Here is a 25,918-nt window from a genome sequence, read left to right as displayed (position 1 = left end):
TTACTTCAAGTCGCTCAGCCGTTCGGGAAGGCCATCCAGACGGCAAGCCACAGCCACATGGCGCCGAGCACCACATAGCCGGCTGCAAAGAGCGGGCTACGGTAACGGAGGTTGTTGCTGGTGACATGGACGAAGGCGTGCAGGTAGCGCAGCGCCACGAAGACCCAGGCAAGGACGACGGCAACGAGGTTGTCGGCCTCCGTGATATAGAGGAGGACGCAGGACGCGTAGAAGAGCACCGGCAACTCGAACTGATTGGCGAGACAATTCTTGACGACGAGGCCTTCCGGCGGCTCGTCGCGATTTTCGCGGTAGTTCGAGCGGTGCACCTTTCCGGCCTGAACCAACATCCGGCGGCGATAACCGAGAAGCATGTAGAGGAAATAAACGAGGGCTACGTGGGCGATTGCGGGCCAGAACATTTCGTAGCCGGTCATGCTGTCTCTTCCTTGCGGCTTTCCGTTTGATTTCCGTGCTGTAGAGGAAAAACAGCAAGGCCGCAAATGCCCGCCACAGTTCTGCGGCGGGCGCGGCTACGTCAGACTTGAGCGATGCCGCCGTCGGCCGCAGTGAGACTATCGCTCACTCTGTTCGCGATGCATCGCGCGCACGAGGGCGAAACGGGCAATGACGATCAGACAGATGGCTAGACTCGCAAACTTCAGTGGCGTCATCCACGGCAATAGGTCAGCGGCCTGATCCGTCCAGGCGCTGTCTCCGAAAGCAACCAGGCTGGAGATGTTCTCGCCGTAGTCGGCAAGGCCATAGATGAAGGGAAGCGCATAGACGAGCTTGACCAGGGAAGGACGGATCGGGCGATTGAAGTAAGAGCCGCTGGGCCTCAACCTCATCAACACCAGCAGTAGAAGTGCAGTCAGAAGCGCCGGGAAGATCAGCTCGGGACCGGCATACATCGCCCGCAGCAAATTGTTGGCGATCTCGTTTTCGCCGAGGAGCCGCTGCATGCGGCCGACGGTCAATTCGTCGTAACCGGCAAAATAGACATCGAGAACCGCCTGCCCGGTCTCATGCTTGAAGGGGACGACAAAGCCGAATGTCGTCCACGCAAGCACGCCGAGGCAGATGGCCGCGAGCAGCGCGATGATCCAGAGCGGAATACGGCTGCCCGCATTCATTTTCAGCCGCCGGCGCTCGGATAGTTGGGGCTTTCGCGGGTGATCGTGACGTCGTGCGGATGGCTTTCGCGGAGGCCCGCGCCGGAGATGCGGACGAAGGTCGCGCGCTCCTGGAACTCCTTGATATCCTTCCCGCCGACATAACCCATGGCCGCCTTGAGACCACCCGCGAGCTGGTGCAGTACGCCGGAGACCGGACCCTTGTAGGGAACCTGGCCTTCGATGCCCTCAGGCACGAGCTTCAGCGTGTCACGCACTTCCGCCTGGAAATAGCGGTCTGCCGAGCCGCGCGCCATGGCGCCAACCGAGCCCATGCCACGGTAGGCTTTGAAGGAACGGCCCTGGTAAAGATAGACTTCGCCCGGGCTTTCATCGGTACCGGCGAGCAGCGAGCCGATCATGACGGCGGAAGCGCCGGATGCGATCGCCTTGGCGACATCGCCGGAGAACTTGATGCCACCGTCCGCGATGACGGGAACGTCCTGGGCCTGGGCTGCCTCGACGGCCGACATGATGGCGGCGAGTTGGGGAACGCCGACACCGGCGACGATGCGTGTCGTGCAGATCGAGCCCGGGCCGATACCGACCTTGACGGCATCCGCACCAGCATCGATCAATGCCTTGGTGCCTTCCGATGTCGCCACGTTGCCGGCCATGACGCGCACGGAGTTGGAAAGCTTCTTTACGCGTGTCACGGCATCGAGAACACCTTGCGAATGGCCATGGGCAGTATCGACGACCAGAAGATCGACGCCTGCCTCGATCAAGCGTTCGGCACGCTCGAAACCATCGTCACCGACGCCAACGGCAGCAGCGGCGCGAAGCCGGCCCTGCGCATCCTTAGATGCGTTCGGGTTCAGCTGCGACTTTTCAATATCCTTGACGGTGATAAGACCGACGCAGCGACCTTCGCCGTCGACCACCAGCAGCTTCTCGATGCGATGCGCGTGAAGCAGACGCTTGGCTTCCTGCTGGTCGACGCTTTCCTTGACGGTGACGAGGTTCTCGCGCGTCATCAACTCGTAGATCTTCTGCTTCGGATCCGACGCGAAGCGGACGTCGCGGTTGGTCAGAATGCCGACGAGACGGCCGGACTTTTCTACGACCGGAATGCCCGAGATGCTGTAGGTCTTCATCAGGCCCAGCGCATCGGCGAGCGTCGCATCAGGGCCGATCGTCACAGGGTTGACGACCATGCCGCTTTCGAACTTCTTGACCTGGCGGACCTGCTCGGCCTGTTCGGACGGCGTCAGGTTCTTGTGGATGACGCCAAGACCGCCGGCCTGCGCCATGGCGATGGCAAGGCGGCTTTCCGTGACGGTATCCATGGCCGAAGAGATGATCGGGATGTTCAGCTCGAAATCAGTGGCGATGCGTGTTGCAACGCTCGTCTGACCGGGCAAAACGGCGGAATGACCGGGCTGCAGGAGCACGTCATCGAAGGTGAGTGCGTCCAAACCGGTGGGCGTTTCTATGATGCGAGCCATGGCCAATTTCCTTCAATTAAGAAAATGCAACGCCTCCCGGAACGAATCGTCCGCACCGGCGGTGTGCAAGGGTTGCGTTGGAAGTTGGCGAGGGCTGGTAACACGTCTATCACAGGAAGGGAATAGCAAAAAGTCCGACGTGTCCGCCGGGCTTGGTATGGCTGCCATGCAGCGACCTCACAGGTCGAGCTGATAGGTCTTTGGAACGAAGCGATAGCCGTCCTCGTATGTCTCGACAAAGCCGACGGCCGGGAACGGCATGTGGTAGCCGACGAAGGCAACCTTGTCGGCGGCGATCATGCCGAACACCTTGCGGCGCGTGGCTGCTGCCTGCGCCTTGTCCATATCGAAGCGAACCTCCCAGTCCGGTTTCTGCAGCGACAGAATATAGTGATTGGCAGTGTCACCCGTCGCCAGGAGGCGCTTGCCCTCGGATTCGACATGGAAAACCATGTGGCCCTGCGTGTGACCCGGCGCCAGCATCGCGGTGATACCGCCTGCGACTTTGCCGCCATCGCCGATGAAAGTCGCTTTCTCTGCAAGGGGCACCACATTGGCGAGAACCGCCTTGTGGCCACCTTCGGCAGGCGTGCCCTCGCGGGCCTTATCGGTCCAGAAATCAAATTCGATCTGGCCGATGACATAACGCGCATTCTTGAAAGCCGGAGCGCCACCTTCCATCAGCCCGCCGATATGATCGCCATGCAAGTGGGTCAGCGCGACCAGCGTGATGTCGTCGGGCGTATAGCCGGCAGCCTCGAGCCCCTCGCGAAGCTGGCCGCTACCGCGGGCGCGGCCGCCTTCACCAAAGCCGGTGTCGACGAGGATGACATCCGATCCGGTATCGATCAGCGTCGGGGCATAGGTATTAACGAATTTATCGGTCGGCAGGAAATTCTTCGCGAGCAGCTCCTGGACCGTTTCTGGCTTCTGGTTGGTCCCGAAGGTGTCATAAGGCTTTTCGGCAATCGTGGCCCCGTCCTTGAAGACAGTAAACTTATAAGAGCCGAGCTTGAATTGATTGAATCGGGGCTGCGTCGTCGCATCCATCTTGGTCTTTTCTCCACTTGCGGCCATTGCGGCTGTCTCTCTCAAAATCATCGGCGCCGCCAGCAGGCCGATGCCCGCAGCAAACAAAGTGCGCCGTTTCATCCCCGACGGTACTGGCATATCCAATCCTTCCAATAACGTGCGACCTCTTTACCGCACACCCCCAACGACGAACCGACCGCCGCGTTTCTTGCAGCTGGTCGAAACAAACATATGTCAATCCTGACCGTTGAAATTGCTGAGCAAGCCGTCTCACGCAGACGTGATGCAAACGTGCTTGAGAAGCAGAAAGAGAAGTTGGCAGAGCCTTTTCCGAGGACTACAGAGCACTGGCTTCCCGAGCCGCCTTCGCAAGACCTTCAAGGCATTCGCGTATGAACCGCATCGTCCCGCTGATCCTCGCCGTCGCTCTCTTCATGGAGCAGATGGACTCCACCGTCATATCGACCGCCCTGCCAGCAATCGCCAACGATCTTCACGTCGGGCCGATCACCTTGAAGCTGGCGCTGACCTCCTACATGGTGTCGCTCGCGGTCTTCATTCCGATCAGCGGCTGGATGGCGGACCGGTTCGGCGCCAAACGCATTTTCCGCCTGGCCATCTGCGTCTTCGTCGTTGGCTCGATCTTCTGCGCAATCTCGTCGGGCCTGATCGAGTTCGTCTTCGCCCGCTTCCTGCAGGGCATGGGCGGTGCGATGATGACGCCGGTCGGTCGCCTCGTGCTTCTGAGAACGACGAAACGAAGCGAGCTTGTCTCGGCAATGGCGCTACTGACCATTCCGGCGCTCGTCGGACCGTTGGCCGGCCCGCCGCTCGGCGGCTTCATCACCACCTATTTCACCTGGCACTGGATCTTCCTAATCAACGTGCCGGTTGGCATCATTGGCGTCTGGCTCGCAACGATCTTCCTGCCCGAGGTGGAGGCGACGGCGCCGCCGAAGCTGGATTTTATCGGCTTCCTGCTGACGTCGTTTTCGGCCGCCGGCGTCGTCTTCGGCCTTTCCGTCGTCAGCCTGCCGGCGTTGCCTCCCATTATCGGCATCACGGCGACGGCAATCGGTCTCGTCTGCGGTTTTCTCTACGTGCGCCATGCCAAACGACATCCGGCGCCGATCCTAAACCTGAACCTCTTCCGAAACCCGACCTTCCGCGCATCGACAACCGGCGGCACGCTGTTTCGCATCTGTATCGGCGCCATGCCCTTCCTGACGCCTTTGATGCTGCAGCTCGGCTTCGGCCTGACGCCCTTCCAGTCGGGTCTCATCACCTTTGCCGGCGCGATCGGCGCCATCACCACCAAGTTCATGGCTCGCCGCGTCTTCGCGGCGGCCGGCTTCCGCACCACACTGCTTTCGGCGGCAGGCGTGACGACGATCGTGACGGTCACGACCGGCTTCTTCACGCCGCAGACGCCGCACCTCGTCATCATCGCCATTCTTCTGATCGGCGGCTTTTCGCGGTCGTTCTTCTTTACCGGCGTCAACGCCCTGGCATACGCCGACATCGACGATGCGCAGGCGAGCCAGGCAACGTCGATGAGTTCGGTGATGCAGCAGATCAGCTTGGCACTGGGAGTTGCTGTTGCCGCCGCGATCCTGGAGACGTCGATCTATTTCCGCGGCGAGGCGCTGCAGGTGGCCGACTTCCACATTGCCTTCTATATCATCGCGATCCTGACCGTCGTGGCAACCATCCCCTTCATCCGGATGGACAAGAGCGCCGGCGCGCTCGTTTCCGGCCACCGGGCAAAGCGTCTCGCCCCAGCGACGATCGAGGCGGAACAACAGGCCGTGAAGTAAGGCTATTCCGGGTTCTCACAGACGGCGCTCAACTTGTTGCCATCCGGATCGCGGACGTAAGCAGCATAGAAATTGGCATGGAACGGTCGCAATCCTGGCGCGCCTTCATCGACACCGCCAGCGGCAAGTGCTGCGGCGTGGAATGCGTCCACGTCAGCACGGCGCTCGGCATGAAGCGCGACCATCGAACCATTTCCGCTCGACGCTCGCCTGCGGTTGAATGGGGTTACGATCCACAGCCGGCAGCGGGTATCCCCATCTGCGGCATAGCCAATTTCTTCTTCGGAGTAGCGCTGGCGGCGGTAACCGAGCAGCGGCAGGACGATGTCGTAGAACCGCCTCGCCTGATCGATGTCGTTGGTTCCGAGGGTGACGTAGAGGAGCATGGTAGCCGGGCATTCCAAGTCTTGGGAGGCCGATCATCACTCAAGACCGACCCAAAGATCAAGCTTCGGGAATGTCGGGCTCCGCTTGGCGACCCTTGAAGCCTTTCGCCAGCAGGAACATTTCGACCGACTCCGCACGCGAGGACGCCGGCTTGACGTGAACGACCTGCTTGAAATGCCGCTTCAGCATGTTGAGAAGCTCGCGTTCCGTGCCGCCCTGGAACGTCTTTGCCAGGAAGTGACCGCCCTCACCTAACACTTCGACAGCAAAGTGGGCCGCTACTTCGCACAGGTGCATGGTGCGCAGATGGTCGGTGCGATGATGGCCGGTGGTGGGCGCCGCCATATCCGAGATTACCAAATCCGGCGTGCCGCCGACGGCCTCGATCAACTGAGCCGGTGCTGACGGATCGAGGAAGTCCAGCTGCAGGATCTTCACGCCCGGCAGTTGAGTCATCTCCAAAAAGTCGATCGCCGCGACACGGATATCCTCATCGGTCGAGCCGGTGACCTTGGCAGCGATCTGCGACCAGCTTCCAGGTGCAGCGCCAAGATCGATGATGCGACGAGCACCCTTCAGGATGTTGTGCTTCTCATCGATCTCGAGCAGCTTGAAGGCGGCGCGCGCGCGATAACCTTCCAGCTGGGCGCGCTGCACGTAGGGATCGTTGATGTGACGCTGCAGCCATTGCCGCGACGACGCCTTCATCTTCTTGTTCTTAACGCGCTGGCCGAGTTTGCGGCCGGTGCGGTTACCCGCAATGGTTGGCTTCGCCATGCTTGTCCCCTATTTGCCGCGCTGGCCGCGGCGGTTGCGGTGGCGCCGCCACACGCCGTCGTCGGCCATCATGTCCGTGAGCAGGCCTTCCCTCAAGCCGCGATCGGCAACGCGCATGCGCGGGCTCGGCCAGCGACGGCGGATCGCTTCGAGAATGGCGCAGCCTGCGAGCACCAGATCGGCGCGATCCGGCCCAATGCAGGGATTGGCGGCGCGGCTTGCGAAATCCCACGACAGCAGCTTTGCCTGCATCGCCGAGACCTCGTCATCCGAAAGCCAGATGCCATCGACCTTGCGCCTGTCATATCGCGGCAGGTCGAGATGAACGCCGGCGAGCGTCGTCACTGTTCCAGAGGTGCCGATGAGGTGGAAATCATCCGCATGACCGATGTCGATCGCAGGGCAATCGAAGCGGTCAAGCATGCCTTCCACCTCCCCCACCATGCCCTCGAAGACATCCGGCGTGACATCACGTCCGCCATGGCGCTCCGAAAGCGTGACGACGCCGACCGGAAGGGAGGTCCAGTGCGTGATGTGGTTGGCGAGGCGATTGAAGCGGTTATCACCGATGCGGATGACCGCGATTTCCGAGGAGCCGCCGCCGATATCGAAGAGAACCACCGAGCGCGTCTCGCGCCCGACGAGCGACGAGCAGCCGGAGACTGCAAGCCGTGCTTCGGTTTCCCGGTCGATGATCTCGAGATCGAGGCCGGTCTCGGCAACGACGCGCTCGAGAAACTGCGCCCCATTGCTCGCCTGCCGGCAGGCCTCGGTCGCAATCAGCCGCATACGACGGATATCACGGTTCTTCAGCTTTGAAGCGCAGACGCGCAGCGCATCGACGGCTCGATCCATCGCATCGTCGGAGAGGCGACCGCTTGCCGCCAGCCCCTCGCCAAGACGCACGATCCGGGAGAAGGCGTCAACGACGCGAAACTGGCCCGGTCGCGTCGGCTGGGCGATCAGCAGACGGCAATTGTTGGTGCCGAGATCGAGAGCGGCGTAGAGCTCGTCCGGCCACGGGTGTTCGCCCGGGCTGCGCTGCCCGCCGTCGGATTGGCGTGCCGTACGATTGTCGTTCTGGCCGGTTCGCGATTCCGCAGGTCCGTTCCGTCCGGCCGGCACTGGTTGCTGCGGCTGGACCGTGTGTCCGACCGGCGGCTTTTCGTGAGCCAGCGGACGCCCCTGAAGGCCGCGCTTGCCGCGATGCTTGCGGCGATTGCGTCGGCTCGGCACCGATTCGCTGTCGCCGGGAACGGCGCGTCCTGCGGTTGCGGAGATTTCGTTGCTTGCCCGTTGCGGCTGCTGCACCGCTTCGCCTGAAGCGCCCGCGCCACGACGGCGACGCTTTCGCTTGCGCGCCGCGTTGCCGGCTTCAATTGGGCGCGCCGCCTCTCCGGTATCGCCGGAGAGGACATGCTGAGCGGACTGGTTCGCATTGCGGGATTGCCCGCCACGCTTGCCCTTGCGGCGCCTGGATTTCTTGCCATCCCTGCGCCCTGCCGCCGACGCCCCGTTACCTTGCGGCCTTGAGCCGCCTTCGGGGTCTTCCACGTTCTTTTTCCACCGCGCCGCGCAAGTCCAAAGGTATGCAGCAGGCGCTCATTCGATTTTGCGTTGGCGCGAAGATACCAGCGCACGGCGAAATCGCCAAATTCTTTTTGGCAGGCGGGATATTAGACCTCGCAGATGGCACCAAAAACCATCCGAACGTCACGGTGGATTTTTTTTCGAAACAGGTATTTGCAATCCTCGATCTTTTGTTTATAAGCGCCGCACACCAGCGAAGCCGCTTCGAGCGCCGCACCTGCTGGGGAATAGTTCAATGGTAGAACAGCGGACTCTGACTCCGTCGATCTTGGTTCGAATCCAGGTTCCCCAGCCAATCAATTTCATCAATGATTCCCGGTAGATACTAATTGCGATCAGGCAGACTTGTCTCATTGTCATGTCGCATCATGTTGCAACCTATTGCCCTTGGTTTTCAGGCATTTCAAAGAGGTAGCGGCTACTCCATGCAACATGGAATGCAACATGCAAGATGACTGGCAGATTGCCTTGCGAAGCGCGGTGATCGAACATCTTGATGGGATTCGGCCGACAGCGCCTGCCGGACGAATGACGAGGAAGGTAAAATGCGACAACGTGATGAACCCCTCACATCGGAGGATTTGACCGTCTGCGATGAGGTGTTGCAGCGCATCAATCACGGAAAAGCACGCGATCAACGATCACAACACCACAGCTCATCTGGCGTCGATCATCATCGAGATCCACCGGCAAGGCGTACATGACACGGAGCAACCGGTATTGCTCGCTGGGGCATCCTGCGAAGCGATGCTTGAAATGAGGCAGTTTGGTCCTATTGGATCCGGCGCCGCTCCAGGCGCGTCGGGCCGCAAATATGAGGGGGTTGGAAAGCGACAGGACGGAGCAGCTGATAACCAAATTCCCGGGAAATGCAGAGCGGATATTTGAGCACTTCGAGGGGCTTTTGTCGCGGCCGGCGCTCCAAAAGACATGGCACTGTTCTCGCGAACATCAGACGAGTTCCAACACGAGATTTATCTACTGCCGCCCGCCACCACACGCTTCTCTGATGGACTCAGAGGCGAGTGGACTGACTGTAATCCTTTCGAGAATAAATGGACCGTTTGCATAGCGAATGGCGACGTCAAGGAAACGTTGGCATCGCCCATTGACCGCAAGGTCGGTTCGCCAAAGAACGACACGCCGGACAATATCGTGGAGATCGATCCTGACCCCGAACCGCCGATGAACTGATCGGAGGCGGGCCAGCGCGCGCTAGTCGCAAACGTTCCTATATCGCACCACCCGATGGCCATAGCGGTATCTGTAGTATTTCTGTGTCCAGCACCGTTGGCCATAGCGATAGTCGTCATCGTCGTCATCGTATGCGTAGCGTGGCGAGTAGCGATAGTACCGTGGCGCTGGTGGATCATCGTAGTAGCGAGGTCCTGCGCCATACTCAAAGTAGATCTGAGAGAATGCCGGCGACGCTGACAACGCAGTCGCGAAGGCTAGCGCTGCGATAGCGAGCTTTTTCATGTTTCATTCCCATTCCGGTTTACGCATAGTCATTGGCAAGGCTGTGTCTCACGCCTCGGATGCTTAATACGTCATTAGCGTTGTTTCTGAACATCGGACCTAAGTCCGAGATTGATCGGACTTCGGCTCGGGCGCCTTCACGACCTTTGTCCGACTGTTCAAGCCGGCCATGTCTTGCATAATTTGTGCTGTCCCAAACCCATCGGACACTGGAAGGCTCCGAGCGAGCCACTCGCGTGATTAACCCCTAGGAGCCTTCCGGACCGGATAATGGTCACCGTTCCCAATTGACAGAATCGGGAATGCTCTGGCTATCTCCCTCAAAAGTCGAGGAATCATGAAATTTCAACCGATTTGCAGTTTCTGCGGCAATCCTTGGCGGACTTCTCGAAGAATGCACTTGAACTTTTCAACTACGATCCGGCGAGCTCGGTCGTGCCTCCGGATCTGAATGGAGATCAAATGTGTGACCAACGTTGAAAAGGAGACGAATTAGCGCTCCCGCTCATCACGCCTCATTCCTTGCGAGAAGAACAACGTTCTCGTTCGACAAGGTGACAGCCACAGGAACGCCATTGATCCGAATGGTAACCTCCCCCTTTTCGTCATCCACGGCAGTAATCTCACCAAACAAACTGACGCGGTCTTTTATACTGAAATTCCTGCCTGCTGTGTCGGAACGCCACATCGAGTCGTCCCAATATAGGTCGAGTTCCGATATGCCAACGCTCGTGAGAAAGCTAGCCTTCAGGTTTTGCTCCAACCATTCTGTCGAACAGCCAAGGGCGGTCGCGGCCGCGTCAACGTCAGAATAGTCGTTCTCACTGCCCTCCCCCCAGGTAACCTTGACGGACTCGCCCCGGTCTGGATTTCGATAGATCCGAACGTTCTTCTGTCTCATGCTTCGATCTCCTACTGGCTCTGGGTGACCGTTGGCGTGCGCGTCTTCTTTCGTACTGATTGCTTGTTTGTTAATCCACCGGGCAAAGATTGCGGATAAGCGATCTATTGTAAAGGCGCTAATCTTCTTGTGCAGGTTGTCGGAGCCATAGTTCGTGACGCTTAGGGACAAGATTGCGGGATTTTGATTTCGGGTATGGCGCCGACGATGCCCCGAGGCTTCATCCGGCGTCGCGATGGCTGCGGCCATCGGTTCAGTGTCAGCGGTCCCGTTTTGCTCTTCTATCCCGAGCTGCGCTGCCAGAGGGGCTCAAACGATTCCATGGAGCGGTTGGAGATCCCGAATGTCGCATATCTAACTGGCTGAAGCAGCCGGACGTGAAATTTTAACTTTGCACAAAAGAGGACATTCCAACTTCTCCGCCACACCGCCTCAAGCGCTCAACGATATAGCGCGACAGTTAAGCCATCTTTTTCCAGCCGGTCCAAGCTGGGTTTACAGCACAGGGACTTCGAGGCCAGCCTTGATACGGTCCATCGCTACAAAAGTGCGGAACCGTTTGACGTTGTTGTTTCCAAAGAAGAGCTGCTTGGTCAGGGCCTCGTACGCAGTCATTGAAGGTACGACAATGACCAGAACGAAATCCGCCTCGCCCGTCACGTAGTAGCATTGTTGGATCTCGGGAGTGGCGGCGAACTCGCGCTTCGCATTTTCGATCTGCTCCGCCGTTTCACTGATGACTTCGACCTCGACGAAGATGGTGATCGGATGGCCGAGCGCGGCGGGATCAACGATCGCGACGTTCGCTTGGATCACGCCGGCCTCCGCCATCCTCTTCATCCGGCGCTGGACCGCGGGAGCGGACAGGTTCACCGCCTCCCCGATCGTCCGTTGCGGCGTCATGTTGTCCTTTTGCAGGATGGCGAGGATCTGCCGGTCGAAATCATCCAATGCCACCCGGCGCGCAGTCTCACCCATTTGGACCTCCAAACGAAACAAACTTGCAAACTTATCCCTAAGATACAGCGCACTCTGCGTGTGAGATGCAATATATTTCCCCTCGAACTTAGCGAGCTCCATCATGTTTCTCAAAAATTTGAATGCTGCATACAAGACTCCGCTCGATCCGCGTGACTCGGAAACGCTTGGCGTAGAAGCCGTGACAGAGGTTCAGCGGTTCCTCTCCTACCGGGAAAACAACGCGGAGACGCCTCTCGTGTCCCTGTCCGCGCTCGCTCACGAGCTCGGCGTCTCCAGCATCCACCTGAAGGACGAAGGATTCCGGCTCGGTCTCGGCAGCTTCAAGGCGCTCGGCGGATCATACGCCGTGATCCGGCTCGTCCTCGAAGAGGCCAGCAGGCGATTGTCCCGGCAGGTCGACGTGTCGGAACTTCACACGCCTGACGTCGCCGCAATCACGCAAACCATGACGGTCGCCTGCGCCACAGACGGCAACCATGGACGTTCCGTCGCACAGGGCGCTCAGCTTGTCGGCGCGAAGGCAGCCATCATTGTGCACTCCGGTGTCAGCGACGAACGGGTCGCGGCGATAGCCCAGTTCGGCGCGGACATGATCCGGGTGGAGGGCACTTACGACGACTCCGTGAGAGAAGCATCCAAGGTCGCTGGCGAACGCGGATGGACGATCGTGTCAGACACGTCATGGCCCGGCTATGAGCGTATTCCCGGCCTTGTGATGCAGGGCTACACCGCGATCATCCAGGAGGCGCTCAGGAAGATGCCGGAGCCTCCGACACACGTGTTCGTTCAGTCTGGCGTCGGCGGTATTGCCGCGGCCGCCGCCGGCCATCTCGCCATCGTCCTGGGTGACGAACGACCGGTGTTCACCGTCGTTGATCCGAGCCGAGCCGCTTGCATCGTCGAAACCGCCAAGGCGGGGCATCCTGTGATCATCCCCCATGGCGAGCCGACGGTCATGGCGATGCTGGAGTGTTACGAACCCTCATTGGTGGCCTGGCGTATCCTCTCGCGCGTGGCCGACGCCTTCATGACTGTAGACGAGGATGACGCCATCACCGTGATGAGGAAACTGGCGTATCCAACCGCGGGCGATCCGGCGGTGGTGGCAGGTGAAAGCGGAGGCGTAGGCCTGGCAGGGTTGATCAAGGCAATCGGCGATCCGGCGAGCAAGGCCGCCTTGCAGCTTGGTCCGCATTCGCGGGTTCTCGTGATCAACACAGAGGGCGCGACCGACCCTGTCAAATATGAGGAAATTGTAGGGGAAGCTCCCGGCACCGTTTTGTCGAGGAATGCGGAGGCAGTGGCATGACTGGATCATCGGTGAATGCAAAGCGTCTGCTCGGACGTCTCCTCGAACTGGGTTCAATCGGAAGAGACGATAATGGGCGTCTGATCAGGCTTGCCGCGTCCGACACCGACAAGCTCGGTCGGGATTGCTTAACCTCTTGGATGCGGGAGGCCGGACTTGAGGTCGCAGTGGACCGCATCGGCAACGTCTTCGGCATCTGGACGCCGTCGGGGGCGGCCGGCTCTACGAAGCCCTTGATGATGGGGTCGCATATCGACACGGTCATCAATGCCGGCATTTTCGACGGATGCTATGGCGTCCTTTCCGGACTTGAAGTAATCGAGACCTTAAAGACAGGCGGGTTCGATCCCGTCCGCCCGATCGTGGTCGGCGCATTCACCAATGAGGAAGGCGTTCGCTACGCACCCGACATGATGGGTTCTCTCGTCTATTCGGGGGGACTTGATGTCGATGAAGCACTTGCCACTGTTGGCACAGACGGTTCAGTCCTTGGGGACGAGCTCGCCAGGATCGGTTATGCGGGAACGCATGAGCCGGGCTTCATGCAGCCTCACGCCTATGTAGAACTGCACATCGAACAAGGACCGCTGCTCGAGCGCGAAGGTGTTGCGGTCGGAGCCGTCGAGAACCTCCAAGGTATTTCCTGGCAGAAGGTGACGATCGAAGGTGACGCCAACCACGCGGGCACGACTCCGATCTCGATGCGCCGGGATGCAGGACTGGCTGCGGCGCGTGTCATTACCTTCCTGCGCGAACGGGCGAAGGCGTCGATCACGCCGACAGTGGCGACGGTCGGCCGCATGGAGTTCGAACCAAACGCGATCAACGTGATTCCATCGAAGGCGACGTTTACCGTCGACCTCCGCGATCCGGACGAGGATCGTCTCTTGGCCGAGGAATCCGCCCTTGCCGAGTATCTCAACAAGTTGGCAGCGGAAGAGCAGGTCACGATCTCCACGGAACGTCTGGCGAGGTTCAAACCCGTGGCATTCAACAGCAACATCGTGGCTGCTGTTGAGGTGGCCGCGGCCGCGCGCGGATTGAAATCCAGGCGGATGACATCCGGAGCAGGACACGACGCCCAGATGATCGCGCGGATCGCGCCGTCGGCGATGATCTTCGTGCCAAGCATCGCAGGCATCAGCCACAATCCGAAAGAACACACGCCCGACGCCGATCTGATTGCGGGTGCCAACATCTTGCTTGACGTGGTCCGCAAGCTCACCGCGTCGGAGGATTGACGCGATGACCGACATCAAGACACTTCACGCGGAAATGACCCGATGGCGCAGGCACCTGCATGCCAATCCCGAATTCGGCTTCGAGGAGAGGGCGACATCCGCTTTCGTCGCCAACAAACTGAGGGAGTTCGGCCTCGATGACGTCACCGAGGGCGTCGGCGGCACAGGCGTGGTGGGAACTCTCAGGCGCGGTACCGGTAATCGCGCAATCGCCCTGCGCGCCGACATCGACGCACTGCGGATCACCGAAGAGGGCGCGCCGGACTACAAATCCCGGAACGACGGTGTCATGCACGCCTGCGGTCACGACGGTCATGCCGCGATGCTATTGGGCGCCGCAAAGCTGCTCGCCGAGGAAGGTGGTTTCAACGGCATCGTCCGGTTCGTTTTCCAACCTGCCGAGGAATGGGGCAAAGGCGCACTGTCGATGATGTCGGACGGCCTGTTCGAAAAACATCCCTTCGATGAAATTTATGGCATCCACAACATGCCGGGACTTCCGGTCGGCAACTTTGAGACCAAGGCCGGAGCCTTCATGTCGGCCGAAGACAATTTCGAGATCACTTTGAGGGGCGTGGGTGGCCATGCCGCACGTCCGCATTGGGGCAATGAGGTGCTGGTGGCAGCATGCGCTCTGGTGACGAACCTCCAGACGATCGTCGCAAGGCGCATCGACCCCGCCGACATCGGCGTCGTCTCCGTGACCGAGCTGATCACCAACGGCACCAGAAATGCCCTGCCCGGTACGGCGCAAATCCTGGGCGACTGCCGCAGCTTCAAAAGCGAGGTCAGCGAGCGTATCGAAAAACAAATGCGGGTGATCACGGAAGGGACTGCACTCGCCTTCAATATCGAAGCGGATGTCCACTATACCCGGGAATTCGTTCCCCTGCTGAACGACGCCGCCTTGACCGATGAGGCCATGGCCGTTGCAACAGAGCTTTTCGGGGCACCACAGGTGCGGACCGCCTCGAAGCCCATGACCGCATCGGAAGACTTCGCGCAGTTCCTCAGCCGTGTCCCTGGATGCTTCGTCTTCCTCGGTAATGGGAAGGAGTCGGCTCCACTTCATAACCCGAGCTACGACTTCAACGACGAGGGCCTCGTCCACGGCATGCGCTTCCACGTAGGAATCGCGCGTCGACGACTTCCGGCCAATTGAACTCACACCGCGGGTCCGTCAGGGTGGAGAGTTTCGCGATATTGCAGTGTAGCGGGAATAATTGCCCGCTCGTCCCCTGTGTTGACTGAGGCCCAAAGCCGGGGCACAAAGCTGGCATCCACGGTCGCTCGCGGCGGAAAAACAGAGGGAATTTCAAGGTTATTTCTCTAAATCTTTGAAATGATGTGAGAACCAAGGCTCCTAGCCAATTCTCTATAATTTCCCTTCGATGCTTGCTCTCCGACGGGACAGATCCTGTTTAGGCGTCGATAGCGGCGAGCAAGGGCAGTGTCCCAGGTGGCATCAAAGGATGCGCGCGATAAAGCGATCATTATATCGATGACGTAGGTGTCACCCTCACCCGACGATCAGCAGCGCGACACCGGTGCCAAGCAGCACCAGCGTCCATACGAGATCCATGTTGATCCAGGCACGGCGCAATATCTCGAGCCCGACCCAGCGATAGACCGCCAGGGCAACGAGACCTGTGACCGCCAACATCGCAAGGCTGTGGACACCGACCGCTGCGATCGTCATCGCTGCGGACCCAACGCCGATTTCGCGCAATGGCGACTCCGTGAGGCAGAGGGGCATCAAGGCCGGCAGGACCATGAGCCCCGCACCATGGGCCGTCGCCATCAGGAACGACCAGAAGGCAAGGCCGGCAAGCCCCGTGCGCAAGCCGATGCGAACGCGGCGGGTGTGCCCGAAGACCTGATGCCAGATAGCCCATACAACAAGCGCCCCACCGGTGGCCGTGCGTACAGCATCCTGGTTCACGAGCAGGCCGGCGGCGACAACAGTTCCGGCGACCAATGCGATGGAGACAGCATGCCCGAGGGCGATGGCGGGTACCGCCTGAACCACCGCGGCAGAACTCTGCCGGTGAACGCCAAGTGCGACGGCAAACAGCCATCCCATCGCCGGATTGAGACCATGGAAGGCGCCCAGTCCCGCCAGCAGCATCCAGGGCCAGAGCTCGTTCATGGGCGCCTCATCCGGCTGACGTCATTTTCCCTACGGGTAACAGTAGGAATCTGACGAGCAATCTCCACCCTGCAGACGGACCTGGTGCGGGCGATGTGACTTCGGCCATTCGACGAAGAATTTCTCGTCGAAGGCAATGCCGCCGTCCGGTTCCGCGTCAAGCTTCACCATCCAGCCAGAGACGCCGTCGGGATAGAACTGCTCGTCGATCGCCCCATAGAGTGAGTTCGTGAAATAGACGCGGCGACCGTCTCGGCTGATCTCGACCATTTGCGGGCCACCATTCAGCGCGTCGTTATTCGCCCCTGGATGCGAAGCACGCGAAACGATACCGCCGATCCGGACCTTGCCAGTCAGCTTCGGCTTGAACGGATCGGAGACATCGTACTGACGCAGGTCGCCGGTTCCCCAGCAGGACACGTAGAGAAATCTGTCATCCATCGAAAGATCGATGTCGGTGACGAGCGGCGGCACCGCATTGAAACCCTTCAGCACCGGCGGCAACAGGTCCGGATCGGCGGGCTCGGCCGGAATATCTATCACCTTTGTCACCCCCCACTTCGCGCCGTCACGGTGCCAGACCCAGATCGAGGAGGAGAGGTCCTCGAGGCTGAGCACGCAGTTGACAAATCCATAGGCCTTGGTCGGGTCGTGCGCAGGCCTGAGTTCGAATACAAGCTGATATTTGTCGCCAAAATCGATGGTCTGCAGGTGCTTGCGCTTGTGCAGATCCCAAAAATGCAGACGGCGGCCGTATTTCGCGCCGAGCAGAATTTCCGGGATCAAGCCGTTTTCGAACATATCCGGCGTGCCCCACTCGCTGGTCACGAGCGTATCGTGGCCAAGGTGCCACCAGACGTCATAGGAAAGCTGTTGCGGCCCCCGATCCATTTCCCACTGGCCGCGGACCTCGAAGGTCTCGTGATCCATTAGAAAAATGCCGCCTGGGGCCTTGCCTTCGGCATTACCAAGTGCGGCAACATAGATGCCCTCCGGGCCGCAATGAATTGTGTGCGGCCGGGAATAACCAGCCCGTTCGGCCACTTCGCCGGGCTCGATTACCTTGGCGATGGACGGACTCCTGCCATCCGGTTTGGTGTCGATGATATGGATGCGGGAGGATTTTAGTCCCGGCACGACCAGATAGCGGCGCTCGGCATGCGGGTGCGGTGCGTTCGGACATAGACAGGACGAGCAGGCGTTCCAGCCGAAATGATGCAATTCGTCGCCGACATTGGGCATCGCGAGGTTATTTACAATCTGCCCGTAAGAAGCCGATTTCGGATCTACATCGACGACCGCCAGCTCGTCGGGAACCGCTCGCGCCGGATCGAAGGCGACGACGTAGGCAAGCGTCTCCGGCGCGGCTTTCATGGCCATTCGCGGTGACGGATAAAAGCTTGGATCGGGTTTCCACGTTACCATGTGAAGTGCTCCTGGCTCGCGTTTGCTGAACAACAAAAAATGTTCGCTAGATGCTTGCCGACAGCCGACTCACCGCTGCGGACGGGGCAGGATCCAAGGACGTTTCGACGAGATATCGATTCGAAACCGGCTGAGCGAGCCGTAGAGGCAATCCTCCCCACGCAATTGTCTCAAATAATGCCGGGTTTGGGCAGTCCCTTTTTCGCCGCTCTCGCCGCGGCTTCCACCACATCAACGGGACTTTGAGATGTCAGAGCAAAAGAAATCGATGGCAACAGGCATTGGCATGGAGGTTTTGCGGCACGGGCCGCCGCAAACGGCAATGTCTCTTAGCCGTAAAGATAGTTCGGAAGCCAGAGTGTCATGCCCGGCCACGCATACATGATAATCATGCAGAGGATGACGATCAGCATGTAGGGCATCATGCCGGCGAAGATCTGGTTGAGGGTGACGTGCGGTGGCGAGACGCCTTTGAGATAATAGGCTGACATCGCCACCGGCGGCGACAGGAACGCTGCCTGCAGATTGACGAAGACGAGCACGCCCCAGAGGATTGGATCTATATCGAAGTGCCTCAGCATCGGAAGGAAGATCGGCACGAAAATGATGATGATCTCGGTCCATTCGAGCGGCCAGCCGAGAATGAAGATGATCGCCTGCGACAGAATCATGAACTGCACGGGCGTGAGGTCGAGCGCCAGCACCCACTCTTCAACCAGTGTCTGGCCGCCGAGGATAGCGAAGACAGCGGAAAAGAGCGCCGAACCGACGAAGAGCCAGCAAACCATGGCCGTGGTCTTCGCTGTCAGGAAGACCGCCTCCTTCGTGCGTTTCCAGTTGAGCGTCCGGGCCTGGAACGCCAGCAGAAAGGCGCCGGCGGCCCCAACCGCGGCGGACTCGGTCGCCGTCGTGATGCCGAACAGAATGACGGCGAGCACGACGACGGTCAGGATCCCGAGCGGCATCACCGACGAAACCAGCAGTTTCACAACCTGCAGCCGCTCCGCACTCATATTCCTGTAGTAGCGCAGGAGCACCGCCGCCGCGATTGCGGCGACAATCCCGAAGGCCACGTAGAAAGTGGTTGCTGGCCCGTTCACTACCACCGGTGCGGCGTCAGGTGCAGGTGTGCCGAGTTGTTCCAGCCCTTCCGGTGCTTCCGCCACTGCCGATGCCTGAGGATAGATGACGACATACCACCACACGAGCGCCAGAGTGAATGCCGTCAGCGAGAAAGGCACGAGCGCGGCACAGGCATTCTTGACCAGCTTCCAGTAGCTGAACCGCCCCTCGTCCGTCTCGAGCGCCATCGCCTTTGATGGCGAGACCAATGCGCGGAGAAGCCCGACCAGCATGTTGTGGGAATAGAGCGCCTGAAAGCTCTTCATCCAAGCGGGCACGGGGACTCTCGTCTGTTGCTCGGGCAGGGCGGGCGCGATCTTCGGACTGATCGTCGCCCAGCCGAGGATGTAGGCAAGATAAAGAAGCGCAAGGAAGAAGCCGGGAAACATCGCGGCGGCATAGAGTTTGACGACCGATTGTCCCGCAACCGCCGCATAGACGATGATCATCACGGATGGTGGGATCAGAATGCCCAGCGTGCCGCCGGCGGTGATCACTCCCGAGGCAAGCCTGACGTCATAGCCGGCACGCAGCATCGGGTTCATTGCAATGACGCCCATCAGCACCACCACGGCGCCGACGAGGCCGCTGGCAATGCCCCAGAAGGTGCAGACAATGAGGGTGGCAACGGCAAGCGAGGCGGGAATCCGCCGGAAGGAAAGCTGGATGCTGTAGAACATCTTGTCCACCAGCGCACCACGCTCCATCACGTAACCCATCAGCACGAAGAGCGGGATGGAGATCAGGACATCGTTGGTCATCGCCCCATAGGTGCGCTGAACCATCAGGTCGAAGACGCGGTTGTCGATCCAGTGCTCGGCCGGATTGTAGAATGCGTAGAAGCCGAAAATCATGCCGAGCCCCATCAGCGTGAAGGCTGTCGGGAACCCCATGACGATGACGACCACGATGAGAATTAGCATCGTCAGTCCGAGGAACGGATCGCTCACGTCTCGATGTCTCCTCCCCGGCCCCGTTGCCGCGCCGCCCTCTCGATATCCTGGGCGCGCTGGATCGCCGCCTCGCGCGTTTGCGCGTCTATGTGCTCGCTATGCGCAAGCTGTTCGGCGACAACGTCGATTTCCTCCACATCCTTGAGCCGGCGCGGCCATTCTCCGGTCCTCAGGCAGAGGATGCAGCGCGCTATCTCGGCGAGCCCCTGAATCAGGACGAGCACGCCCGCTACCGGAATGACAGTCTTGAAGTAGTAGATCGGTGGGCCTTCCGCCGTGACGGTCGAATGCTCGCCGATCCGCCAGGATAACCCCGCATAGTGGTAACCGGCATAGATGAGCGCGGCGACGCCCGGCAGGAAGAATAGGATATAAAGAAGGAGATCGAGCGTCGCCTGTATGCGAGGCCTGAGCGAGCTGTAGAGAAAGTCACCGCGTACATGGGCATTCTGCGCCAGCGCATAGGCTCCGGCGAGCATGAACAGGGTGCCGTAGAACATATTGCTGACATCGAAAATCCACGCTGTCGGCATGTTCATGATGTAGCGTTTGAAGACTTCGATGCAGACGAGCGTCATCAGGCCGATGATCAGCCACGCCGCAGCCTTGCCGACCCACACGCTGATCGCATCGATCCTGATGAGAAACTGCTGAACGTCCACGGGTGCCCCCCGAGATAGCCCATACCTTCGTCAGAAGCACCGTTGTCCGGTGATAACGTTATAGTTCCTTCGCAACTCCGTTCGGGCCGAAGTAGTGATCGAAGGCTAGCCGGCGGTTGACGACGGTATCCTGTTCCCACCGCGTAGCCCGCGCCGCAAAAGCTATTTGCGACTGGATAACCTCCTTGAACAGCGGGTTTTCCGCTGCCTTCTTCTTCACGACCTCGTCGTAGACTTCCAGTTGCCGTTTGAGGATCGCTTCCGGCGTCTTGTAGAATTTGACCTTGTCGGTTGTTTGCATCTCCGCGTAGTCGGTCGAATAGCGGTCGATCGCCTTCCAGTGCATGTCCTGAGAGGCGGCCTCCGCGGCATTGGAGATGATCGCCTTCATCTGGTCAGGCAATGCATCGTATTTCGCCTTGTTGAACAGTACCTCGAACTGCTCGGCATTCTGGTGAAAGCTTTGCAGCATGCAAATCTTGGAGACATCAGGGAAACCCAAAGCCCGGTCGGACGACGCGTTGTTGAACTCGGCCGCGTCGAGCAGGCCGCGGTCCAATGCCGCAACGATCTCGCCGCCAGGCAGCGCATTGACCGCGGCACCGAGGCCGGTGAACACATCAATGGAAATGCCGACGGTGCGGAATTTCAGCCCCTGAATATCCGCCACCTTGGCGACCGGCTTCTTGAACCAGCCGAGCGGCTGTGTCGGCATCGGCCCGTAGAGGAACGAAACCACATTGGCTCCAATCGATTCATAGAGCTTTACGAGGAGGTCCCTGCCGCCGCCGTATTTGTGCCAGGCGAGCAACATGTTGGCATCCATGGCAAATCCCGGCCCCGAGCCCCACAGAGCCAGCGCCGTCTGTTTGCCGTAGTGATACGCAACCACGCCGTGCCCTCCGTCGAGCGTCCCCTGGGAGACCGCGTCGAGCAAGCCGAAGGCGGGCACCACCGCACCTGCCGGCAGCACTTCAATTTTGAGATCGCCACCGGTCATGTCGGTGACCTTTTTTGCGAAATCAAGCGCGAATTCGTGAAAGATGTCCTTGGATGGCCAGGTGCTCTGCCAACGCATGTTGACCGGCCCCTGCGCCTTGGCGACGCTTGGCGCCGCGATTATCACCGCACCGGCCACGACCGCTCCACTTAGAAATCTGCGACGCGACGGTCTGCCCCTGATTCTTGTAGGTTTCATCTCATCCTCCCGAAGCATGGGCTTCCTCGCTTATGGACGAGATGCGGAAAAGGGCTCTGCGGTTTTCCGCTCATATCCCGCTCATAATCTTCTATTTTAGATTTAGATAATACTCCTCAATGAGCTCCAACTACAACATCTGTGCGTCCGCACCTTTCCCTGACTACCAGCTCCCGAAGCTACCATCTGGCTGGCCCGTTAGAACGGCCCGGCGTCAACCCCGGCAGTGGCGGTCGGAGCCGTGCATGCACTAAAGATGGAGGCGATTGTTGGAGGCGTCGACTGACGAGAGTTGGCAAGCGTCCCGGCTGATTTAAGCGACGCTGCTTCCGCTTTGCGCCAGAGGCGATCATCGCTCACGATCGGAAAAACATAGGGAATTCAGAGGAAATTTTGTTAGACGTTTGAAATACGGAAATCCGGGTTCCTCGGCCAAATTCCCCCTGAGCATCACGCTAAGGTCTTTTTCCTCACACCCTCCGCCAGCTCCTGCATGCGGTCGATCGGAATGCGGCCGATCAGCATGAAGGCGTGCGTTGGATTTGACCAGTAGACAACGTTCATGCCGTGTCGGCCTTCGACGTCAGGCTCCTTCGTGCCGACATCCGAGCGGACAATGCACAGCGCCAGCGGCCCCGTCTCGGGGTCTAGATAGGCAATCTGCGCCAGCGGTTTGTCGTCATACTGCAACAGCTGAGCACGCTTGAACTCGATACCTGGCAGCGACACCGTCTGAGGTGAAAGGGAAAGGCCAAGCTTGTCGTCGAGGAGAGCCAGTTGCGCGGCCTGCGCGTCATCGGACGGCGACGGGCCGGCCAGGGTATCTGCGGTATAGAGGGAAATGTATTCGGCAACGACAGTGCGCCATTCGCTGTTTTCATCAGGCGCATGCAAGCGATTGCGAACGCCGATGAAGGCCTGGTCGGCGACAACACCCGCGACGAGGCAGGCGGCAATCGCGCTAAGGAAGCCTCGGCGACTGGGGCGCGAGGGAGCCGGCTTTGCATCGCCCGGCACAACGCCGAGCATGGCATCGAGTTCGGTCTTCGGCGCCGCGGTAAGCAGCGGCTCGAAGGCTTGCTTGAACTCGAGGCTGCTACGCGACAGGAACTTCAGCCTTGCGCCCACACGCTCGTTCGAATGGAGAAGCGCCTCGATGCGCGACACTTCCGCATCCGACAGTTCGCCGTCGATATAGGCCGTTAACTCCTCATCGGAAAGGATCGGGTTCTTGTCGTTCATTTCGCCCCCTCTCCCGAGACATTGGCTGCGATCTTGGCGCGCGCCGCAGCAAGGCGACTCATCACGGTTCCGATCGGGATATCCAATATGCTTGCTACCTCCCTGTAGGAAAGGCCTTCCACATAGGCGAGGAAGACGGCGGCCCGTTGCGCATCCGGCAGCGCATTGACCAATCGTAGAACCTGGTTCGCCATGACATGCGTTTCCGTGTCATGGGCTCCATCGACGACCAAGGCCTCGTCAGCATCGACAAAGCCCTGACCGAGGCGCACCCGCTGCGACCGGATTTCATTCAACCAGATGGAATGCAGGATAGAGAACAACCAGCGGTCCAGCCGCGTTCCGGCCTGGAACTGTTCAACGCGTTCAAGGGCACGCAGGCAGGTCTGTTGCACGAGATCGTCGGCAATATCGCGGCGATGCGAGAGCACGAGGCCGTAGCGCCACAGCCGCACAAGATTTTCCGCCAGGCCGCTCCTAATGTCGGCTTCGCTTGCGATGAGAGCCTCCGCCACGAGTTTTCCTTCCAAAGCCGCCGGTTGCACCGACGGCCTCGGTTTTGCGCGACTATAGGCAGGAAATGTGGTGTACGCGACCGGCATTTGGTAGTTCCCGTTCAACCGAAATTGCACATTCCCGCTTTGCGTCAGCGTCATAGCTCCTACGGCTTGAGGATCGCTTCGTTGAGATCGCGATACGCCTCGCATTCGGTGCCGCAGATTGTCTTGATCGTTTCGAGCTGCTCCTTGGCGAGATCAAGACGTCCCTTGATAACGTAGGCTTCGCCGAGATATTCGCGAACTTGCGCATAGTTGGGATCAAGCTCGACGGATTTCAGGTAGTAGGAAATTCCCTCGTCCGTGCGGCCAAGCTTGCGGGTGGCGTAGCCGCGATAGTTCAGGGCCTCAGCGGTATTCGGGTTCCTCAACGTATCGAGCATGGCAAGCGCTTCCTCGTAGCGGCCGACCTTTGCCAGTGAATAGGCATAGTCCGTGCGGTTTTCTTCCGTCACGTTGGCGCTACTCTGCTTGACGCACCGCTTCGTTTTCTTGTCATACAGCTGGCCCTTCTTGCAGGTCGGCATGGTGCCGCTGCTGCCGCCAGAACTACCGGCGCCGCTGGAGCCACTTCCGCTGCCGCTGCCGCCGCCGCCTATCGCGAAGGCAGGGGCAGAAAGCGCGAAAGCGGCAATGCAGCCGCCGACCAGGATGGAAGCAATACGAACAGTCGCGATCGTCATGGGATATCTCCTAGGAAAATGACGTTAGCGGCGAGTGAACACTGTTGGCTGGCACTTTATTCGATTGCGTGTTCTTCTTTTTTCTGGCGTCGCAGCTCCGGCGCCAGCGAATAAATGCAGGTCTGAGGTGTTAGCCGCTCACGCGCCGGCCACAAGGAGCATTCCGTGAGTGATACCGTAAAATTACTGAGTCTTGCCGTTGCAACGCCGGAACATGTCATCACACAAAAGGAAGCGGCGGCGACTTCCGCCCGTTTGTTTTCATCACGCTTCAAGGATTTCTCCCACCTTGCCAGCGTCTTCGACAATGCCGGCATTAGGAAACGCTATGCCGCTCGTCCACTGGAATGGTTCATCGAGCCGCATGGCTGGCAGGACCGGATGGAAGCCTACGGCGACGTGGCGCGCAGCCTGTTTTTCGAGACAGCCACCAATGCGCTGAAGAAGGCGGGCCTACGAGGCTCCGACGTCGACTGTATCGTCACGATCTCGTCCACCGGCATTGCCACACCGAGCCTTGATGCACAGCTCGCACAGAAAATGGGCTTTCGCTCGGATATCGAACGTGTTCCGGTCTTCGGGCTCGGCTGCGCGGCCGGTGTTTCCGGCTTCGCCATCGCCTCGCGGTTCGCCCGGGATCGGCCAGGCGCAACGGTGCTTTTCGTGGCAATCGAACTTTGCACGCTGGCGTTCCGGCTGGACGAACTGACGCGCGCGAACATCATCGCCACGGCGCTTTTCGGCGATGGCGCGGCAGCCTGCATTCTCCGGGCAGGACGGGAGGGAAAGGTGGAGGTCGAGTCGACGGGTGAGCATCTTTTCCCCGATACGCTCGGCATCATGGGGTGGAAGATTGACGACACTGGCTTCGGTGTGGTTCTCGCTCAATCGTTGCCGCCCTTTGCCGAAACGGAACTCGGCCCGGCTGTCGACGGAATATTGGCGCGCAACGGTCTTTCTCGGGCCGACATCGATCGCTTCATCTGCCATCCCGGCGGGACGAGGGTGCTGACTGCCCTTGAAAGCGCGCTGTCGCTTGAAGCAGGAACCCTGGACCACGAACGCGCGGTGCTTGCCGAATACGGCAACATGTCTTCGCCCACGGTGCTCTTCGTGCTCGAGCGCGCCTTGAAGGCGGGGCTGCCGGAGCGCAGCGCGATGGTCGCGATGGGGCCGGGCTTTACGGCAAGCTGCGTGACCTTAAAGAGGGTCGCATGATGTGGCCCTCAATTGCACTCCTCGTCTTCGTGACGGCACAGCGCCTCGCGGAACTTGCCCTTGCCCGCCACAATACACAGGTGCTTCTGAGCAGTGGCGCGAAGGAGGTCGCACCGCTGCACTATCCTTACATGGTGGCCCTGCATAGCTGCTGGATCGCCGGATTGTGGCTGCTGGCGATCGGCCGCCCGGTCGACCCGCTATGGTTTGCCGTTTTCATGGTCCTGCAGGCGGGCCGGCTCTGGGTCATAGGCACGCTCAAGGGACGATGGACGACACGCATCATCGTGCTGCCGGGCGCTCCGCTCGTCAGCAGCGGACCCTACCGGTTCCTGGCCCACCCCAACTATGTCGTCGTGGTAGGCGAGATCGCCATCCTTCCTCTGGCCTTCGGCATGCCCGTCTACGCAGCGATATTTTCGGTGCTCAACGCCGCAGTGCTTTATGTCCGCATCAAAGCTGAAAACGAGGCACTGAAAACGACAATGTTTTTGAAATGAAACGAAATTTTTCGTTTGCCTGTAGCTTGTCGGAGCGGCATTTTCATTGCTTGCAATAAGTGGAATGCATGG

25 protein-coding genes and 1 tRNA gene are annotated in these 25,918 nt (G+C 59.7%); 8 read left to right on the top strand and 18 right to left on the bottom strand.

All coding sequences use genetic code 11. From position 1 onward, the window contains the following. Nucleotides 1-14: 14 nt before the first annotated feature. From K9B32_RS04010 to K9B32_RS03995, 4 genes are all read right to left on the bottom strand, one after another. Complete coding sequence (locus K9B32_RS04010) at nucleotides 15-437, bottom strand: MAPEG family protein (RefSeq protein WP_224560627.1); 423 nt, start codon at nucleotides 435-437, stop codon at nucleotides 15-17. 138 nt (nucleotides 438-575) lie between these two features. Then, nucleotides 576-1,136, bottom strand: coding sequence for a hypothetical protein (locus K9B32_RS04005; RefSeq protein ID WP_224560626.1), 561 nt, complete (start codon nucleotides 1,134-1,136; stop codon nucleotides 576-578). 2 nt (nucleotides 1,137-1,138) lie between these two features. Beyond that, the gene (gene guaB / locus K9B32_RS04000) at nucleotides 1,139-2,623 is read right to left on the bottom strand and encodes an IMP dehydrogenase (RefSeq protein ID WP_224560625.1); all 1,485 of its coding nucleotides are present in this window, start codon (nucleotides 2,621-2,623) and stop codon (nucleotides 1,139-1,141) included. 177 nt (nucleotides 2,624-2,800) lie between these two features. Further along, the gene (locus tag K9B32_RS03995; RefSeq protein WP_224560619.1) at nucleotides 2,801-3,793 is read right to left on the bottom strand and encodes an MBL fold metallo-hydrolase; all 993 of its coding nucleotides are present in this window, start codon (nucleotides 3,791-3,793) and stop codon (nucleotides 2,801-2,803) included. A gap of 254 nt (nucleotides 3,794-4,047) precedes the next feature. Between K9B32_RS03995 and K9B32_RS03990 the strand changes: the two genes are divergently transcribed. Beyond that, nucleotides 4,048-5,472, top strand: a complete 1,425-nt coding sequence (locus tag K9B32_RS03990; RefSeq protein ID WP_224560618.1) for a DHA2 family efflux MFS transporter permease subunit — start codon at nucleotides 4,048-4,050, stop codon at nucleotides 5,470-5,472. A 2-nt stretch (nucleotides 5,473-5,474) separates the two neighbouring features. On the opposite strand, the gene K9B32_RS03985 is transcribed toward K9B32_RS03990, so the two are convergent. The 3 genes from K9B32_RS03985 to K9B32_RS03975 are packed head-to-tail and all read right to left on the bottom strand — an operon-like array spanning nucleotide 5,475 to nucleotide 8,190. Beyond that, the gene (locus K9B32_RS03985) at nucleotides 5,475-5,858 is read right to left on the bottom strand and encodes a VOC family protein (protein ID WP_224560617.1); all 384 of its coding nucleotides are present in this window, start codon (nucleotides 5,856-5,858) and stop codon (nucleotides 5,475-5,477) included. 58 nt (nucleotides 5,859-5,916) lie between these two features. Continuing rightward, entirely contained in the window at nucleotides 5,917-6,636 is a 720-nt protein-coding gene (locus K9B32_RS03980) for an RlmE family RNA methyltransferase (protein ID WP_007799307.1), read from the bottom strand. 9 nt (nucleotides 6,637-6,645) lie between these two features. Then, the gene (locus tag K9B32_RS03975; RefSeq protein WP_224560616.1) at nucleotides 6,646-8,190 is read right to left on the bottom strand and encodes a Ppx/GppA phosphatase family protein; all 1,545 of its coding nucleotides are present in this window, start codon (nucleotides 8,188-8,190) and stop codon (nucleotides 6,646-6,648) included. 35 nt (nucleotides 8,191-8,225) lie between these two features. On the opposite strand from K9B32_RS03975, the gene K9B32_RS03970 reads away from it, so the two are divergent. Together K9B32_RS03970 and K9B32_RS03965 are read left to right on the top strand one after the other, a co-directional pair. Then, nucleotides 8,226-8,468, top strand: a complete 243-nt coding sequence (locus K9B32_RS03970; RefSeq protein ID WP_224560615.1) for a hypothetical protein — start codon at nucleotides 8,226-8,228, stop codon at nucleotides 8,466-8,468. Beyond that, nucleotides 8,448-8,521 (top strand) — tRNA-Gln (locus K9B32_RS03965). The genes K9B32_RS03970 and K9B32_RS03965 overlap by 21 nt, the downstream gene beginning before the upstream one ends. 920 nt (nucleotides 8,522-9,441) lie before the next feature. Here the strand turns inward: K9B32_RS03965 and K9B32_RS03960 are convergent. The 3 genes from K9B32_RS03960 to K9B32_RS03950 all read right to left on the bottom strand — a co-directional run bounded on the left by K9B32_RS03960 (nucleotide 9,442) and on the right by K9B32_RS03950 (nucleotide 11,584). Beyond that, nucleotides 9,442-9,705, bottom strand: a complete 264-nt coding sequence (locus K9B32_RS03960) for a hypothetical protein (RefSeq protein ID WP_007799367.1) — start codon at nucleotides 9,703-9,705, stop codon at nucleotides 9,442-9,444. 508 nt (nucleotides 9,706-10,213) lie between these two features. Next, the gene (locus K9B32_RS03955) at nucleotides 10,214-10,606 is read right to left on the bottom strand and encodes a hypothetical protein (protein ID WP_224560613.1); all 393 of its coding nucleotides are present in this window, start codon (nucleotides 10,604-10,606) and stop codon (nucleotides 10,214-10,216) included. 495 nt (nucleotides 10,607-11,101) lie between these two features. Next, nucleotides 11,102-11,584 carry an Lrp/AsnC family transcriptional regulator gene (locus K9B32_RS03950; RefSeq protein ID WP_224560839.1) on the bottom strand — a complete coding sequence of 161 codons (483 nt, stop codon included), beginning with the start codon at nucleotides 11,582-11,584 and terminating at the stop codon, nucleotides 11,102-11,104. Nucleotides 11,585-11,687: 103 nt separating this feature from the next. Between K9B32_RS03950 and K9B32_RS03945 the strand changes: the two genes are divergently transcribed. Genes K9B32_RS03945 through K9B32_RS03935 form a run of 3 tightly spaced genes read left to right on the top strand, consistent with a single transcriptional unit; the run spans nucleotide 11,688 to nucleotide 15,299 of the window. Next, the gene (locus K9B32_RS03945) at nucleotides 11,688-12,896 is read left to right on the top strand and encodes a diaminopropionate ammonia-lyase (RefSeq protein ID WP_224560612.1); all 1,209 of its coding nucleotides are present in this window, start codon (nucleotides 11,688-11,690) and stop codon (nucleotides 12,894-12,896) included. Then, complete coding sequence (locus tag K9B32_RS03940; RefSeq protein WP_224560611.1) at nucleotides 12,893-14,137, top strand: Zn-dependent hydrolase; 1,245 nt, start codon at nucleotides 12,893-12,895, stop codon at nucleotides 14,135-14,137. The genes K9B32_RS03945 and K9B32_RS03940 overlap by 4 nt, the downstream gene beginning before the upstream one ends. 4 nt (nucleotides 14,138-14,141) lie before the next feature. Beyond that, nucleotides 14,142-15,299 carry a M20 aminoacylase family protein gene (locus K9B32_RS03935; RefSeq protein ID WP_224560610.1) on the top strand — a complete coding sequence of 386 codons (1,158 nt, stop codon included), beginning with the start codon at nucleotides 14,142-14,144 and terminating at the stop codon, nucleotides 15,297-15,299. Between the two features lie 357 nt (nucleotides 15,300-15,656). Here K9B32_RS03935 and K9B32_RS03930 read toward each other — a convergent pair whose 3' ends face one another. The 8 genes from K9B32_RS03930 to K9B32_RS03895 form a co-directional block, all read right to left on the bottom strand. Continuing rightward, nucleotides 15,657-16,286, bottom strand: coding sequence for a hypothetical protein (locus K9B32_RS03930; protein WP_224560608.1), 630 nt, complete (start codon nucleotides 16,284-16,286; stop codon nucleotides 15,657-15,659). 30 nt (nucleotides 16,287-16,316) lie between these two features. Next, entirely contained in the window at nucleotides 16,317-17,711 is a 1,395-nt protein-coding gene (locus K9B32_RS03925; protein ID WP_224560606.1) for a selenium-binding family protein, read from the bottom strand. Between the two features lie 329 nt (nucleotides 17,712-18,040). Further along, the gene (locus K9B32_RS03920) at nucleotides 18,041-19,783 is read right to left on the bottom strand and encodes a TRAP transporter large permease subunit (protein ID WP_224560604.1); all 1,743 of its coding nucleotides are present in this window, start codon (nucleotides 19,781-19,783) and stop codon (nucleotides 18,041-18,043) included. After that, entirely contained in the window at nucleotides 19,780-20,448 is a 669-nt protein-coding gene (locus K9B32_RS03915) for a TRAP transporter small permease subunit (RefSeq protein WP_224560603.1), read from the bottom strand. Before K9B32_RS03915 ends, K9B32_RS03920 begins: the two co-directional genes overlap by 4 nt. 58 nt (nucleotides 20,449-20,506) lie before the next feature. Then, the gene (locus tag K9B32_RS03910; RefSeq protein WP_224560602.1) at nucleotides 20,507-21,646 is read right to left on the bottom strand and encodes a TRAP transporter substrate-binding protein; all 1,140 of its coding nucleotides are present in this window, start codon (nucleotides 21,644-21,646) and stop codon (nucleotides 20,507-20,509) included. 450 nt (nucleotides 21,647-22,096) lie between these two features. Next, nucleotides 22,097-22,888, bottom strand: a complete 792-nt coding sequence (locus K9B32_RS03905; protein WP_224560600.1) for an anti-sigma factor family protein — start codon at nucleotides 22,886-22,888, stop codon at nucleotides 22,097-22,099. Next, nucleotides 22,885-23,490 (bottom strand): RNA polymerase sigma factor, encoded by a 606-nt coding sequence (locus K9B32_RS03900; RefSeq protein WP_224560599.1) that lies wholly within the window; start codon nucleotides 23,488-23,490, stop codon nucleotides 22,885-22,887. The genes K9B32_RS03905 and K9B32_RS03900 overlap by 4 nt, the downstream gene beginning before the upstream one ends. Nucleotides 23,491-23,549: 59 nt before the next feature. Further along, the gene (locus K9B32_RS03895) at nucleotides 23,550-24,128 is read right to left on the bottom strand and encodes a tetratricopeptide repeat protein (protein ID WP_224560598.1); all 579 of its coding nucleotides are present in this window, start codon (nucleotides 24,126-24,128) and stop codon (nucleotides 23,550-23,552) included. A gap of 165 nt (nucleotides 24,129-24,293) precedes the next feature. On the opposite strand from K9B32_RS03895, the gene K9B32_RS03890 reads away from it, so the two are divergent. Then, on the top strand, nucleotides 24,294-25,346 hold the full coding sequence (locus tag K9B32_RS03890; protein ID WP_224560597.1) for a type III polyketide synthase: 1,053 nt from the start codon (nucleotides 24,294-24,296) through the stop codon (nucleotides 25,344-25,346). Further along, nucleotides 25,343-25,846, top strand: coding sequence for an isoprenylcysteine carboxyl methyltransferase family protein (locus tag K9B32_RS03885; protein ID WP_224560595.1), 504 nt, complete (start codon nucleotides 25,343-25,345; stop codon nucleotides 25,844-25,846). The genes K9B32_RS03890 and K9B32_RS03885 overlap by 4 nt, the downstream gene beginning before the upstream one ends. Nucleotides 25,847-25,918: the final 72 nt, after the last annotated feature.

It is taken from the genome of Rhizobium sp. 3T7, assembly GCF_020166565.1.
Classification (GTDB): Bacteria; Pseudomonadota; Alphaproteobacteria; order Rhizobiales; family Rhizobiaceae; genus Rhizobium.
Note: the sequence above shows the minus strand (reverse complement) of the source record. Positions and strands in the feature narration are given on the sequence as shown.